The sequence below is a fragment of the Apilactobacillus zhangqiuensis genome (genome assembly GCF_019656215.1).
GTDB classification, from domain to species: domain Bacteria; phylum Bacillota; class Bacilli; order Lactobacillales; family Lactobacillaceae; genus Apilactobacillus; species Apilactobacillus zhangqiuensis.
This window is the reverse complement of the sequence record NZ_BPLK01000003.1, coordinates 99,376-115,448: the sequence shown is the minus strand read 5'-3', so window position 1 is coordinate 115,448 and position 16,073 is coordinate 99,376. Positions and strand designations below refer to the sequence as shown.

Below are 16,073 nucleotides of genomic sequence, written 5' to 3'. Positions count from 1 at the left end.
ATTATGCGTCAAAACGAATTAATCTCAAAGATTAACGCGGAACAACTAAAGAGTGATGTTCCAGAATTTAGAGCCGGAGATACTGTTAAGGTATCTGTTAAGGTTGTTGAAGGTAGCAACGAACGTATCCAAGTATTCGAAGGTGTTGTTATCAAACGCCACGGTACAGGTATCCAAGCTACTTACACTGTTCGTAAGATTACTTCAGGTGTAGGTGTTGAACGTATCTTCCCACTACACTCACCACGTGTTGCTAAGTTAGAAGTAACTCGTCGTGGTGCCGTACGTCGTGCTAAGCTATACTACTTACGCGAACGTCATGGTAAGGCTGCTCGTATTAAAGAAGCACTTCGTCGTTAAGATAAAATTTGTATCTAAAATGAAGAGTAACGCTTATGCGTTGCTCTTTTTTTGTACAAAAAAAGATGGCGATTAGGCCATCTTTTTAATTATAGGTTTTCGTCTGTATTATAGTTTAACTTTGAAAAATTGGTTAATTTTGAGATTAATTCGTATGATAAGTGTCTATAGCTATCCATTGCATATTCAGCACATTCATTACTAATCTTGGTAACAAAATCAGCAACTTCTTGAGGTGCTAAATTGCTTGCCTTAATATCAGCTTCATTAATTTTTTGTTGGAAATAGATGTTTAGTTTTTCTTGAACATCACCGACAACGTCAATGAAGGTATTGTAATGTGGATCCAATAACACTCCAGCAAGTTTGAAAATCCAGTATGCCGATTTTGGTTCGTAGGTTAACTTACCAATCTTGTATTCTAGTGGAGTATCTTTGATTCCGGCAAAGAATGGGACAAATATGCTTTGGGCTGCAACACCCATTGATAACCAGTGAATACCACCAACTTCAATTGGTAAGTTTGGTCTAATTTGTAGAACGTGTGATTCTTGTGCTTTTGCCAAACTAATTGGACGATATCTGGTCTTATCTTCGTGACTACCTTTACCAACTGGGTCAAATTGAGTTCCTTGATAGTGAGATGCAAGGAAGTCCTTTGCATCTTGGACTGAAATTAATCGACTTGGTTTTCTAACAAAAGGTAGATCATATGATTCTGGATCTTGTTTAATTTCCGGATTGAACATGCGTTGGCCATACCAAACACGTGGATTGTTGTAGTATAGGTCTGATTCGTTTCTAGTTCCGAAGATTTCTCTGAAGTTAAAACTACCATTATTGGAGTTGTTTAAATGGTTTTTCCTAACAAACTCAATGATGTCATCCGACCACATAAAGTTACCTGGGTCGTCAAAATCAATATTTTGAATAGCTAGGCGGTTTGATACGACCGCATAGCAATCATCTGGAATACGCATTGCTACCCAATGATGACCGGAACCAATTTCGAAGTACCACACTTCGTCTTGATCTGAGAATAGAATTCCGTTACTTTCACTGGAACCGTAATTGGAAACAATATCACCAAGGCGTTTAACGCCATCACGGGCAGTTTTAACGTATGGTAGAACAACAGTAACGATAGAGGCTTCACTGATACCATCTTCAACTAATGGATCAAATCCCAATACATAACTATTTGAATAAGCACTTTCAGTAGCACTCATCGCAACACCGTATTCATTGATGCCTTCTTCTTCAAATAATCCCTCTTTATTGGTCCATTCTGGAGTAGCAGTGTATTTACCCCTAACAGTAGGTAATTCCATGGTAAAAGCATTTTCTTGCGCTTTAAAGACAGGTTTTTCCTTGTACTCCTTATGAGGATGAACCACAAAATGTTTTGGCCAGGTTGCTTTGCAATCTTCGTTACGACCAATCATGGTAGAACCATCAACAGAAGCTTTTTTACCGACTAAAATACTAGTACATGCATCGTATTCTGGAAACTTTGGCATGCTAACCCCTCCTTCGTTAGTTTCATTTCTATAATTGTACATTAAACTTTTAAAAAATTGAAATATATAAGTATCTAAAGTATAATCAGATTAAAATTATAGGTTAGGAGAATGATTATGCCATTAGTACATATTGATTTAATCGAAGGAAGAAACGAAGAACAATTAAAAGGATTAGTTGCAGATGTTACCAGTGCAATTGTAAAGAACACCGGTGCTCCAGCAGAACACGTTCACATCGTTTTAAACGAAATGAAGAAGAGTAACTACAGTGTTGCAGGTAAACTAAAGAGCGACGAAAAATAACAACTGAGGAAATAACATGCAAAACGAACAGTATATAATGTCAATTGATGAGGGAACCACCAGTGTCCGCGCAATGATTTTTAACCATAGCGGGGAAGTGGTTAGCAAGTCACAAAAGGAAATTACGCAATTTTTCCCTCAATCAGGATGGGTTGAACATGATGCTAATGAGATATGGGACGCAGTACAGACCGTTATATCAGAAGCATTGATTCACTCCAAGATACCGCCTTATAAGGTTCGTGGAATTGGGATTACCAACCAAAGAGAAACCACAGTCATGTGGGACAGAATTACCGGTGAACCAGTTCATAATGCAATTGTATGGCAATCTAAGCAAACCAGTGATATTGCAAATGATTTAAAAGCGGCTGGTTATACTGACATGATCCATGAAAAGACGGGGTTAGTGATTGACTCATACTTTTCAGCTACTAAGATTAAGTGGCTATTAGATAATGTTGAAGGTATTAGAGAAAAGGCTGAAAATGGGGATATTTTATTTGGAACCATCGATACCTGGATTTTATGGAAACTAACTGGTGGACACGTTCATGCAACCGACTACTCAAATGCAAGTAGAACGATGTTGTATAACATTCACACATTAAGTTGGGACGATGAAATTCTAGCTGCTTTAGATATTCCAAAAGAAATATTGCCAAATGTTAGATCATCATCTGAAATCTATGGGTATACCGCCGGATATGCCTTTTATGGCGTTCAAATTCCAGTGTCTGGAATTGCCGGTGATCAACAAGCGGCATTATTTGGTCAATTAGGTTTAGAAGCGGGAAGTATTAAGAATACTTATGGTACCGGTTCATTTATCGTCATGAATACAGGTAATAAGCCAGTATTGTCTAATCGAGGTTTGCTGACCACTATTGCATATGGAATTGACGGCAAGGTTAACTATGCACTCGAAGGAAGTGTCTTCGTTGCAGGGTCTGCTATTCAATGGTTGAGAGATGGTCTTAGAATGATTAACGATGCTAAGGAAACCCAGGAATTAGCATTGAACTCTCAAAATGATCATGACGTGTATGTAGTACCAGCATTTACCGGTCTAGGTGCCCCATATTGGGACCAAGATAGTCGTGGTGCTATCTTTGGCCTAACTAGAGCTACTTCTAAGGAAGATTTTGTTAAAGCTACTTTGGACTCTCTAGCATATCAAACCAAGGATGTTGTTAACACGATGGTAGATGATACCAAATTAGATTTAAAACATTTAAAAGTTGATGGTGGAGCTGCTCAAAACGATTATTTGATGCAATTCCAATCAGATATATTAAATACACCAATTGAAAGATCATCGATATCAGAAACAACTGCATTAGGTGCTGCATACCTAGCAGGATTAGCTGTAGGCTTTTGGCGTGATATTGACGAAATTAAACAAATCAAACCAAAACAAGGTGAGTTTTATCCTAAGATGGATGAAGATAAACGTAACCACTACTATGAAGGTTGGCAATTAGCGGTTAAGAGTACTCAAATGTTTCATCCAAATAAATAAGCAAAATAAAAAAGACTTGAGATTATCTCAAGTCTTTTTATAGTTCAAAGTAGTTATCTAGGTAGCGAGCTAAACCGTCATTATCGTTATCGTATTTAGTAACATCATCGGCTAGTTCTTTAATCTTAGGTTGACCATTCTTCATAGCGACACCCAAGCCAGCATACTTTAACATGGTTTCATCATTAAATTCATCACCAAAAGCAATGATATTAGATTGGTCAATATTGTAGTAGTCAGATAGGACCTCTAGACCAGTTTCCTTACTAATATCCTTAGATGCTAATTCAACGATTGAGTCAGGACCTCCCCATGGTGAGATTTCTAATGTGTCACCATAGTTACGATCTACATAGTTAATGAATTTATCCATCTTATTGTGTTGAATTTGTAAGGTTAAGCAAATTGGGTTTTCTTTTAAGTTTTCTTTAGTAATGAATTCAGAAGGTTCAAGACTAGTTGGGAAGAAGCCAACTTCATCATTTGCTTCACGGTTAGCCAAGAATAGTTCTTTACCTTCAACGGCCATTAGATTAATCCCTAGTTCTTTGTCTTGTTTTAAGACATCAAACACAATATCGCGATTAATGTTATATTCATATGCCTTGTTCCATTCGGTTAATGGATTGTATCCAAGACTACCATTAAAACTGATTAATGGATTGTCTAAACCAATTTGGTTATAGATGTCTGTAATCAAACGTGGTGGACGGCCTGATACAATATTGACAACATGACCTAAATCAATTACTTTATTTAAAGTATTAATAGTTTTTTGTGAAACCTTTGACTCACTATTTAGAGTAGTTCCATCAAGGTCAATTGCGATAAGTTTCTTATCCATGTAGTTGTTTCACCTCTTTTAAAAAAATATAATAGTAATATGTTAACCAATTCAAAAATGTAAGTCAATGCAAAAGGAGTAATCTCGTGCAATTACCAAACGATTTTAAAACTAAATATAAAAAATTACTGGGGGATGATGCAGAGTCATTCTTTGCCAGTTTAGATAAAGAGACCAATCCAGGATTTAGAATTAATCCATTAAAGGAACACATGCCAGAAGAACCAAATAATGAATCAATTGAATACTGTCAGTACGGATACTATGGTGATGTAAACGGTAAGAGTGTTGAACATCAAAGTGGTGCGATTTATTCACAGGAACCAAGTGCGATGTATGTAGGTGAGGTAGCTGATATTAAACCAGGGGACTATGTATTAGACTTATGTGCTGCTCCAGGTGGAAAGACTACTCACGTGGCCAGTTATATGAATAATCAGGGATTACTAGTAACTAACGAGATTGATCATAAACGTGCTAAGGTACTAGTAGAGAATGTCGAAAGATTTGGAATCAGAAATGCGTTAATTCTAAATGAAAATCCAAATAACTTAGCTAAACATTTCCCACGTTTTTTCGATAAGATACTAATCGATGCACCATGTTCTGGTGAAGGGATGTTTAGAAAGAATAATGATGCTATCCAATATTGGAATGCAGATTATCCAAGTCAATGTGCCACTCGTCAAAAGGAAATCATTGAACAAGCGGTTAAGATGTTAAAACCAGGTGGTAAGATTATTTATTCAACATGTACGTTTGCACCAGAAGAAGACGAACAAATTGTTGAATGGATGAAAGACACATATGATTTTTCAATTGATCCAATTAAGAAGTATGAAGGGATGCTTAGTGGTAAGCCACAATGGGCAGATGGTAATGAAGAATTAACTAATACCGTTAGACTATTTCCTAATCACTTCAAAGGTGAGGGCCACTTTGTTTCTAAACTATCTAGTAATGAAGAAGGCAATGCTAAAAAAATTAAGCATCGTTTACAAAGTAACTTATCAATTGATGATAAGAAACTATGGAACGAATTCAAAGACAGTAATTTAAATAAATTTGATCCAAAGCATTTAATTCTGTTCGGAGATCAATTGTATACCTTTGATAATTCACTTCCTGACTTAAAAGGATTAAAGGTAATGCGTCCAGGACTTCATTTAGGAACAATTAAGAAGAAACGTTTCGAACCAAGTTATGCATTAGCATTAGCATTGCATAGTGATGAAGTAGTTAATCGTTTGGATATTTCCGAAGATGATTGGAAGCAATATGTCCATGGGGATGTTATCAATTGTGATAAGGATATTAAGAAGGGATGGTATCAACTAATTTGCAAAGACCAACCAGTTGGATTTGGGAAAGTAGTAAATGGTACTATTAAAAATTTCTTCCCTAAGGGATTACGTTTCAACGCAGATTAATATATTTTGAAAAGAACTGTTTAGTATAACAGTTCTTTTTTGTACATTTGTTTATTTATCAAATTATCTAAATATAAGATTATTATAAGAATATTAACTCAAAGTATGTTATGATTAATGCTGGTATAATATTATTTTAATTACATATTTTCTGGAGGTATTTTTTATGAGTACAAAATTTTGCCCTAAATGTGGTAATCAATTAAAGGAAGGAGCTAAGTTCTGTCCAAAATGTGGTGCACAAATTGCCCAAAACGCACAAGCAAACACTGCATCAAACAACGGACAAGCTCAAGCTGCTACAAACGAAAATGTTGAAAAGGCTAAGCAAATGTCAAGCAGTTACTTTACTTGGTTCTTAGACACAATTAAAGCACCATCAAAGGCTGTTAAGGCTGAAAACAAGTACTTTGGTCTAGTTTCATTTATCATTAGTGCGGTTATTTCAGTTCTTATGTCTGTAACTTTCTTTGGTAAGTTATATGATGTTGCTAACAATCCAAGTAGCCCTGATTTTAAAGGAATTGCTAATTACATTAATGGTGCAATTATAGTTCAATTAGAACGATTGGGTAATGCTTATTCAAAAACTGATATTCTTAACACAATTAGTAGTACTGCTGGAAAAGTTGACTTACTAGTTTTTCTTATGGTTGTAGCATTCGTACTAGCTGGATTTATTGGTAAGCAAATCATTTCAAAGAGCGAAAATAAAAAGGTTGATTTCTTCCAATACATGAACAAATTAGCTGCTTTTACAAATATTTCAAACATTTTATTACTTGTATCATTAATTGCATTATTTGTACAAGGAGCTTACGCTGTTGGATTTATTTTTATCGTATTAATTATTACTTGGATTAACAGTTTTAATGGACTTACTTATTCAATTGTTTCAGGTAATGAAAATTCCAAATTTGATAAACTACATGTTGCAGGTTTAGCAATTCTTGCAGTTTACGTTGTTTTATACGTACTATTCAAGGTATTAGTATAGGAGTGATCCTCAATGGAAAATTCAAGATTTTGTCCAAATTGTGGTACTAAGGTTCCTTCAGACGAACAATTTTGTCACAATTGTGGTCAAAGGTTGGAAAATGATGTAGCTGATAAAACAGATCAACCAAACATTGATAATACGGTCAGTGATTATCAACAACCTCAAAATAATGATAATGTTGTTCCCGAACAAACACAGTTTGACAACAATAGCGGTGTTTCTCAACAACCATCAAATAATGGAAATGTTACAGCAACAAGAAACAGCGTTAAGAAAAATAAGAAACACAAAATCAGAAACAGAGTTATCGGAATCTTAGTTGCGATTCTAGTTGTAGTTGGTTTTGCTGGTTATCTTTTCGGTAATCATTATTACTCAAAGAGCGCTGTACTTGATCGTGCAATGACTTCTTTGACTGATGATAAAAACACTGATTCTTATTTTGAATCAACTGACAGTAATGTAACTGTTAGTGATAGCACAATGGCACCACTATCAAAGCACATGAACAAAAACAATGATGATTTAGAATCATTGAAGAGCCAATTAAGTTCTTCTGGTGAATCTAAAGATGGTAATTTTGAATACACTCAAGATGGTAAAAAATGGTTCATTTTCCCTAACTACAAAGTTAAGGTTAAGCCAGTTGTTCCTTCAATAACTACAAGTGTAGATTCTGCAGACGTTACCTTAAATGGCAAATCATTAGGTAAAACTGGTGATAGTCAATCAGAATTTAGTTTAGGACACATCTTACCAGGTGATTACGACATCAGTGTTTCAAAGAAATTATCAGGTAAAAATGTTCCTAACAATCAAAGTTCATACATTGATAGTAGTGATGACATTTACATGCCATTAAAGACTATTAAGTTCACTGTTAATGCAGGTCCAAATGCGGATGTCTACATTAATGATGAAAAAATTGGTACTACTGACAATAGTGGAAGCCTAAAAGTATCAGAAAGAGCATATTCATCAACTCTATACGTTTATGGTGTATTACACACTGATGGAAATACAACTAAATCAGATAAGTATCATCTAAGCGAGGGTGACGATGGTCAAGAAGTTGATCTAAATTATCCTGGATCTGTTGATAAGGACGATGCATCTGATAAGTTCAATGACTTTGTTAGTGATTTAGGTTCAGCAGTTAATGACAATTCTGATTTTGACGCAAGTCAATATTTTGTTAACGGTTCAAGCAATTCAGATGCCCAAGAAACCCAAAACTGGATCAAGGGCGAAATTGCTCAAATTAATGATAATAAATTTGACAGTGTAAGTATTGAACCAACTGTTAATTCAACAGTCCCAGCAGGTGACCATTCAATTGTATCAGGTACATTTAAGTACGACTTTGATGTTCCAGATGACGATGGTGGTAGTCATGATCATATTCAAATCTTCAAGTTTACTTCAAATATGAAGAAGACTAAAGATGGATTGATGATGCAAACCTTTAAGATTGGTGACAAAGTAAAAGATTATGACAAAAACGATGATGACGACGATTAGTCGTTAGATTAAATTAAGATTCCTGCAATAAATACAGGAATCTTTTTTTATGCTTAATTTTTATTACCTTAGTTAAAAGTATAAAGTTACTTTAACTTATAACAATAAAAGAAAAAAGCAAGCAAAAACCGCTTGCTTAATTAATAGGAGAGCCCTCGTTGTTTTACATAGGATAAAAGATCTGGACTCAATATCAACTTTTTACTTTGTAAATCCGATAAATTTTTAGCGCCTAGCATGGTCATTATTGACTTGATTCCGTAAATAAAATCGTTGATAAATTCAATAGTGTCTTCTTCACCATTTTTGATTAATGAATATAGAATAGGGGCAGCAATTCCAACTGAATTAGCACCAAGAGTAATAGCTTTTATCGCATCTAATGGTGTTCTAATACCACCGGAAGCAATGATATTAACTTGGTCTTTAAATTCTTGTGCTTCTAAAAGGGATTCAACAGTGGTTTGACCCCAACCTTCAAGATAATCCATCTCTTGTTTCTTTCTGCGATAATTTTCAATCTTACTAAAACTAGTTCCGCCTTTACCACTGATATTAATATTCTTAACGCCAGCATCGACTAATTGTTGAATAGTTTCCTTAGACATACCAAAACCGACTTCTTTAACGATTACAGGGCAATCTAACTCCTTTTGAACTGACTTGATGTTATCAATCCATTTAAATGAACGATCTCCTTCAGGCATAATCATTTCTTGTGGTGTATTAATGTGAATTTCAATTGCATCTGAATTCATCATTTTAATAGCTTCTTTTGCTTTAGAAGCGTTTGCAGATGCTCCTAAATTGGAGAATATAATTCCTTTAGGATTTGTTTTTCTAACCACTCCAAAAGAAGAAGATACACTACTATCTTTTAATGCAACACTTTGAGAACCTGTGGCCATGGCAATCCCGGTATTCTTTGCGATTCTTGCAAGTTTTTTATTTAGTTTCTTTGTATATTCGCTTCCACCAGTCATGGCTTCAATATAAATAGGGAAATCCATCTTTATGTCTTCAATATTAGTTGATGTATCAATGTCATCTAGACTAATTTCAGGAATTCCTTGATGTACAAATCGTAGTTGATCAAAACCAGCATGGCTGTTTTTGTCATAAAACTTAATAGCTAATGAAACATGTTCATCTTTTCGATGAGATTGGATACTGACCATTGGATTATGCCTCCTGTTCTGAGTAGATGTTTAAGTGAAGTGGGACGATACCGTTTTGAGTCCATTTGGATTCGATATCTTTAATGGGAGACTGTTTTTCTACGATGGCAATCCCACAATCTCCACCACCAGCACCTGAAGATTTTCCGGAACCATCATATTCTTCAGCAATTTCACATAGTCGTTTTAACTTGTGTGTTTCTATGTCGATGCCAGTAAAACTAGCTAATTCTATAATGATATTTCTATTTTCTTTGATTTGGTTTTTAATTACACTGATATCTTTGTCTTTAAATCCACTAATCATTTTATTAATGCATCGTTTACTCTTACTCAAGAATTGTTTATATCGATCGACATTTGATGATGATTGAACACTTTTAAGTAAGTTAGAAGTTGAGGCAGGAGTTCCTGTCCAACCGATTAGTAATTCCAAATCAGAAGGAGGGGTAAGTGGTTCAATCATTAAGTGAGGCCAGCTTTGTTCCATTACATCTTTTAGATTGGTTTGATTATCTAACCATCGTTTATCAAATGAACTATAGGCAATCCAACCACCAAAACTACTTGCAGCGACATCACCCAATGAACCATTACCTTGAATACTTAAATGGGCGATAGAAGCTAATTTGAATATCTTGATTTTACTTAATCTTAAATCATACAACTCATTTAGTGCCTTGATTGTGGCGACGGTGACAGCAGCAGATGAGCCCAATCCATATTTCTTACCGTCTTCACTATTTAAATTGCTATCGATATCAATGTTATATACTCTATGACTTATGTTTAATTCTTCGATATATTTTTCAAATGTTTTCATTGCTGAAATGACATAGTTGAAAGAACTACTATCGTTTAGGATTTTGATTTGATTATTTTCGTAAATCCATTCAATTCTTTCATCTTCGTATTGCTTTGAATGGATAACACCAACATTACTTTCGGATTCACTAATATTGGCTGTAATATATTGATCAATTGCAACAATGATAGCTGGATATCCATTCTCGACAACAGCGTATTCACCAGCAATATATAGTTTTCCGGGTGCTTTTACAGAAATCATTTTAAATTAGTCCTTTCGATTTTATAGATACTTTATTCCTTCACCAGGTCCAGATACTTTGATTCGATCATTATCGAATTTATCAGATAATTTATCGGTAATTGATTTAATATTATCGCTTTGACAAATGATTTTAACGTTTGGACCAGCATCCATAGTGTAATAGCATTCAACGCCATTTTTTCTAAGTTCCTTGACCATATTAATCACTTCGAGACTATCTGCATTTATGTATAAATATGATGGGTCAGAGCTTAATGTTAATGAATGCATTCTCATAGCATTTAGTTCTGCAGTTTTACCAAGAGTGGTAAAATCTTTGTTTTCAATCGCTTTTTTAATGGTTTTAAAATCTGACTTTGTTTGTTCAATCCAACTTTGGTAATAAGGGGAGGTTTCAATCGAAATTTTCATACCTTTGCGGCTACTAATTTTCTTGGGTTGATTATTTAAAATAATTGCAATCATGTTAACATCCATTTTTACAGGATCTTCAATACTGTATCCGTAAGATGTTTCATCATTAGTTCCCTTATTCCATGCTGCAAATCCACCAAATATTGATCGAGTTGCTGAACCAGAACCACGTCTTGCTAATCGAGATAATTCTTTTTTATTTAAATCAATACCAGCAGCTTTGCTACCAGCAGCTGCTAGTGCAGCATATGCGGAAGCAGAAGATGCTAATCCAGCTGAAGTAGGGACATGATTTGTCGATTCAATTCTCGCAAATGTATGAATGTTTGCTTTTTCTCTAATCACGTCCATAAAATCAGTAATTTTATTATCTTCAACATGGTTTCCATTAAGTGTTACCTCATCAGAATTAAGAGATTCATCAAATTGCACACTCGTGTCGGTATAAAATTCATCAAGTGTTAGTGATAGGCTACTATTTGCGGGAATAATTAATTGCTCATTTTCTTTACCCCAGTACTTAACTAAAGCGATATTTGTGTGTGCTCTTGCGGTAATTTTTTCACCCAACATCTTATATATTCCTCCGAGTTTATTTAAAAGGTTGAATCCAAGTGTCTAACGCACCAGCTTTTAGTAACGCATTTTCAATGCTTTGTGCTTCATTGATGTTTCTAGCTAAAGCGATAATGCATCCACCAAGTCCGCTACCAGTTAGTTTAGTACCAAGGGAACCGTTTCTGTTTGCGATTTCAACTAATTCATCAATCTTATCGTTACTTACTTTTAATTTCTTTAATTCTTTTTGATTTTTAGTCATTAATTTACCTAATTCGATAGGGTTGTCATTTTCGATATCAAACTTGGCACGAGTAACTAAGTCACCTATGTGTTTTATTGATTTCATGGTGTCTTCTTTATTGTTATTTATCTGTTGTTTAACATAGTTAATTGCGATATCAGTTCTTCCTTTAATTCCTGAATCAGCAATTACTAGGACTGCATTTAGATTAAAGTTAATTTCGTTTAGTGTTTCATTTCTGATAAACCAGATTGGATTGTCTGATCCAGCCGTAGCTGTATCTAATCCAGAAGGGTTACCATGCGTGATTGTTTCTTCAACATTGCTTAAATCAAGCAATAAATCCTTATCATAACTAGCGTTAAAGTAATGAAACAAAGCTTTGACGATTGCAACAGAAGTTGCAGCTGAAGAACCCATCCCACGCTCAGAAGGAATCGAACTATCAATAATCATCTCAAAAGAAGCATCCTCATGATGAAGTTTCGAAAGGGTGCTATCAATTAAATTCTTAATTCCTAAAAGATCATTTGGGACATTATTTAAGTTACCAATAAAGTATTTACTATTGATGTAAATACCATTTTGCTTTTCCATTATTCTAACGTTTAAGTCAATTTTGGGAACGGGTAGTGCAATGGCCGGTTGACCGTACACTACACTGTGTTCTCCCATAAGTATTATTTTGGCATGACTATGTCCAATTGCTTGATTTGTCAATGTTATCGCTCACTTTCTCTTAATGTTAATATTATCATAAAATCATCATAATAAAAATAACTTAAATATTTATATTTGTGTTCGTAAACAATAGATAAACACAGCATAAATGTAGTATTATTAAGGTAAGTATTTTTTGAAAGATTGGTGAACGAAATCATGAGTAATACCATTTTTTCAGTGGTGGATATTGAAACTACTGGTAGTAGTCAATCCAACTATACTAATCGAATAATCCAATTTAGTTGTACTTTTGTACAAAACAATAAAATCATTGGATCATTTAATTCATTTATTAATCCTGAAATTAGTATTCCAACTGAAATCACAAAATTAACTGGAATATCAAACCAAACAGTCGTTAATGCACCAACTTTTGCTGAAGTAGCGGATAAGATTTATCAGCTGCTTGATAAAACAGTCTTTGTTGCTCATAACGTCAATTTTGATTTCCCGTTTTTAAATTTCGAATTAAAAAGGGTAAATCATAAAGAATTAACAAACAAAGCAATTGATACCGTTACGTTAAGTCAATTGTTATTACCGACTGAACCTAGTTATAAACTAACTGATTTAAGCAGAAACTTAAACATAGTTCATGATCATCCGCATTCATCAAGTAGTGATGCTTTAGCAACCGCTAAAATTTTGATTATTTTACTACATCAATTAGACAATCTGCCTAAAAAGACAATTAAACAGATTTTAAATATTAGTCCATCCCTTCCAATGGATACCTTAATCATGTTCAAACGTGCTTATCATCTTAAAAGCAATGACAACAACCCAAAGATTATGAATATTAAAAATTTAAAGGTGCGTAAGATTAAATATCACACTGATAGTGATTTTGTTGAATTGAAGTATCCCAATAATAAACGTAAGAAAGCAAAGATGTTTAAAGGGGTAACTCAATTTAATAATACCGAGAATAAATTAATGAATTCCATTTATGGAAATTATCATTCAGAATCAGAAAGTAATAATCTATTGATTGAGGAAAATAATGAATTCAATTACGATTTTAGTTATCTATTCCCGCTTAGCTATCTAATTAGGAAAGATCAAAAGATTGTTATTGCTGGAGATGATGATTTTAACGCTGAATCTTCAATAATTACACAGGTAAAAAATATAAACAAAATTACATCTAATCGTCTTCGAAGCCTGATTGTAAGACCGGTAACGGATTACATTGATTTAGATAAGTTTTCAGATAGTTTAAACGTCGTAAGTAACTCTAAAAATACTGAGTTCTTAAAATGTAAGATTTTAATCTGGCTAACATTCACCAAAACAGGTGATATTAACGAATTAAAACTTGATAAGGATAATAATCAAAACTATTTCTTAAATGTGGTTAGCGATGAACAAAATCGAGGTTACTACATTAAAAAGTTAGCTCATGATTATCAAAATGCTAACGTTATATTGGTATCTCATGATTACTTACTTCAAAATGTTCAAAGATTGCATCAAAATAATCCTTACTTGGTAATTAAGGATTCTAGAAAGTTAAGTGATAATGCACTAGATAACTACAGAATTCAATTTAAACTAAGTGCTAACAAAATTATTTGTAATCATGTTACCAACTTAATGTATCAAACCCATAATCGAAATATTTTTGATATCTTTAGCAAGGCGAAGAAGCAAGCTGTGATGGCGAAAAAAATTGAAAACCTATTAGCTAAAAATACCGATCAATTCGAAACAATTAAGGATGATTTTCTTAATGCCTTTTATTCGAAGAGCAAGCTTAATCGAACTGTAGATGGCTATATCGTTAAACCTGACATTGAGAGATTTAAGACGTTTGTGTTAAACAAGAAATCATTATTTAACTCTATCTCTAGAAATCAACAAACAATTTTAGATATAGTAGACGATATGAAAAGATCTATTAATCATTTTAACGGTCATGATAAAGCTATCTTGTATGCATTCTTTGATAAACTAGAGGAGTACTGCTCATTCCTAGATGAGAATATAGTTCGTTTATTTAAACTAACCAAGTTAGGTAAACGACTTATATTTGCATTTAATGTTAATGAAGATAAGGACGTTGAAAATGGCTTATTATACGGTGGTTTAGTCAGAAATGAAAATATTCTGCCAAATGAACTGTATAAATACTTTAATGGCATTATTTTCTTAGACAGTGCCATCTATTCATCAAAACGTTCTCAATACTTCTATGATAAGTTGGAATTAAAACGTCAAAATACTAGAATGATTAAGTTTGAAGATGAGAATGACTTGAATGGTCAAGTGAGCCTTATTTTGGATGAAGCTCTTCAAATTCCTATGCCAATTGAAAAAATCATGAAGTATAATGAGGGGAATTCCTTTATTCTTACACGTTCAAAACAAAGGGTAAAAGAAATCGCTAAAACATTATATGAATCTGACGTAAATGAACATAACGTTATTTTAAGTCAGGACTTTAGTGGTAATGATGACAAGATTGTAAAGAAGATTGTGGTTGATTCTCAAAACATAATTGTTGGAGATAACAATCTATTAAAGTCTTTACGTAATAGAAATAAACCTGTCCATACATTAATTATTGATTCAATGGCTATTGATTCATTTGATGATATATATCTACAGGCACAGTATGACTTAATTAATAATGAGCATGGTAATCCTAATGATGGATTATCCATCCCATTAAGTATCTTAAATATAAAGGATGCAATCAAAGATGTGATAGAATTATCTGGATCAAATGGTTTGATTTATCTAAGGGATAAAGAAGTTATTGAAGGACCATATGGCAGTAATCTTATTGACTTAATCCCAAGTCATATCAAGCCACAGTTACTTGATAAAAGAAAGATTATCGAAAAATTTAAAAAGGTGTAAGGGAGTCAGAAAATGAGTGTTTCGTTTTTTAAAAAGATTAACTACTTTAGAATTATTAAATGGTTAATTGGAATCATTATGGTTTTATTTTTAATAATCGTAGGATTATTCCTATGGGCTAGACAACCACTTTCATCTGCGAAGCATCAAGCTACTACATTGGCAGAAAAGAAGGTTGGTATTAAATCAGTAGATCACTTCTACATGTCTGATTTAAATCGAACTTATTACACTATTGAAGGTCCTAACAAAGACAATCAAAAGCAATACGTAATAATTGAAAAGAAGACTGGTAACATTAATGTCGCTAATGTAAAGGACGGTATTTCTTCAAACAAAGCTAAAAGTATCGCTAATCAAAAGCAAAGAATTACAAAATTAATTAGTGTTGCTCCAACAATCTTTAACGAAAAACCTGCGTGGACAGTTAGCTACTTTAATTCTAAAAACGAGTTAAACTATGCAGTGATTGATTTCAAGACGGGTAAAGTATTAAGATTTATCGCTAATGTATAG

The 16,073-nt window shown here is 33.6% G+C and carries 14 protein-coding genes; 8 read left to right on the top strand and 6 right to left on the bottom strand.

Annotation, left to right across the window (positions count from 1 at the left end; genetic code table 11):
- Positions 1-3 precede the first annotated feature (3 nt).
- Positions 4-360: a 50S ribosomal protein L19 gene (gene rplS / locus K5Q07_RS03235; RefSeq protein WP_220729581.1), complete on the top strand. Its 357-nt coding sequence runs from the start codon at positions 4-6 to the stop codon at positions 358-360.
- Positions 361-449: 89 nt separating this feature from the next.
- Here the strand turns inward: rplS and K5Q07_RS03230 are convergent, their stop codons facing one another.
- Complete coding sequence (locus tag K5Q07_RS03230; RefSeq protein WP_220729579.1) at positions 450-1,880, bottom strand: C69 family dipeptidase; 1,431 nt, start codon at positions 1,878-1,880, stop codon at positions 450-452.
- Between the two features lie 117 nt (positions 1,881-1,997).
- On the opposite strand from K5Q07_RS03230, the gene thmT reads away from it, so the two are divergent.
- Together thmT and glpK are read left to right on the top strand one after the other, a co-directional pair.
- Positions 1,998-2,186 (top strand): 2-hydroxymuconate tautomerase, encoded by a 189-nt coding sequence (thmT, locus tag K5Q07_RS03225; protein ID WP_034531102.1) that lies wholly within the window; start codon positions 1,998-2,000, stop codon positions 2,184-2,186.
- 16 nt (positions 2,187-2,202) lie between these two features.
- On the top strand, positions 2,203-3,708 hold the full coding sequence (glpK, locus tag K5Q07_RS03220) for a glycerol kinase GlpK (protein WP_220729577.1): 1,506 nt from the start codon (positions 2,203-2,205) through the stop codon (positions 3,706-3,708).
- A 37-nt stretch (positions 3,709-3,745) separates the two neighbouring features.
- Here glpK and K5Q07_RS03215 read toward each other — a convergent pair whose 3' ends face one another.
- The gene (locus tag K5Q07_RS03215; protein WP_220729575.1) at positions 3,746-4,552 is read right to left on the bottom strand and encodes a Cof-type HAD-IIB family hydrolase; all 807 of its coding nucleotides are present in this window, start codon (positions 4,550-4,552) and stop codon (positions 3,746-3,748) included.
- Positions 4,553-4,638: 86 nt separating this feature from the next.
- On the opposite strand from K5Q07_RS03215, the gene K5Q07_RS03210 reads away from it, so the two are divergent.
- From K5Q07_RS03210 to K5Q07_RS03200, 3 genes are all read left to right on the top strand, one after another.
- A complete protein-coding gene (locus K5Q07_RS03210) occupies positions 4,639-5,982 on the top strand; it encodes an RsmF rRNA methyltransferase first C-terminal domain-containing protein (RefSeq protein ID WP_220729573.1) in 1,344 nt (447 codons plus the stop codon).
- Between the two features lie 166 nt (positions 5,983-6,148).
- Positions 6,149-6,979, top strand: coding sequence for a zinc ribbon domain-containing protein (locus K5Q07_RS03205; RefSeq protein ID WP_220729571.1), 831 nt, complete (start codon positions 6,149-6,151; stop codon positions 6,977-6,979).
- A gap of 12 nt (positions 6,980-6,991) precedes the next feature.
- Positions 6,992-8,503 (top strand): zinc ribbon domain-containing protein, encoded by a 1,512-nt coding sequence (locus K5Q07_RS03200; protein WP_220729569.1) that lies wholly within the window; start codon positions 6,992-6,994, stop codon positions 8,501-8,503.
- Between the two features lie 140 nt (positions 8,504-8,643).
- Here the strand turns inward: K5Q07_RS03200 and fni are convergent, their stop codons facing one another.
- The 4 genes from fni to mvk are packed head-to-tail and all read right to left on the bottom strand — an operon-like array spanning position 8,644 to position 12,689.
- The gene (fni, locus tag K5Q07_RS03195; RefSeq protein ID WP_220729567.1) at positions 8,644-9,681 is read right to left on the bottom strand and encodes a type 2 isopentenyl-diphosphate Delta-isomerase; all 1,038 of its coding nucleotides are present in this window, start codon (positions 9,679-9,681) and stop codon (positions 8,644-8,646) included.
- 4 nt (positions 9,682-9,685) lie between these two features.
- The gene (locus tag K5Q07_RS03190; protein WP_220729565.1) at positions 9,686-10,750 is read right to left on the bottom strand and encodes a phosphomevalonate kinase; all 1,065 of its coding nucleotides are present in this window, start codon (positions 10,748-10,750) and stop codon (positions 9,686-9,688) included.
- Between the two features lie 21 nt (positions 10,751-10,771).
- Complete coding sequence (gene mvaD / locus K5Q07_RS03185; protein ID WP_220729563.1) at positions 10,772-11,740, bottom strand: diphosphomevalonate decarboxylase; 969 nt, start codon at positions 11,738-11,740, stop codon at positions 10,772-10,774.
- A 19-nt stretch (positions 11,741-11,759) separates the two neighbouring features.
- Positions 11,760-12,689, bottom strand: a complete 930-nt coding sequence (gene mvk / locus K5Q07_RS03180; RefSeq protein WP_285289180.1) for a mevalonate kinase — start codon at positions 12,687-12,689, stop codon at positions 11,760-11,762.
- Between the two features lie 159 nt (positions 12,690-12,848).
- On the opposite strand from mvk, the gene K5Q07_RS03175 reads away from it, so the two are divergent.
- Complete coding sequence (locus K5Q07_RS03175; protein WP_220729559.1) at positions 12,849-15,557, top strand: exonuclease domain-containing protein; 2,709 nt, start codon at positions 12,849-12,851, stop codon at positions 15,555-15,557.
- A 12-nt stretch (positions 15,558-15,569) separates the two neighbouring features.
- Positions 15,570-16,073 (top strand): cell wall elongation regulator TseB-like domain-containing protein, encoded by a 504-nt coding sequence (locus tag K5Q07_RS03170; protein WP_220729557.1) that lies wholly within the window; start codon positions 15,570-15,572, stop codon positions 16,071-16,073.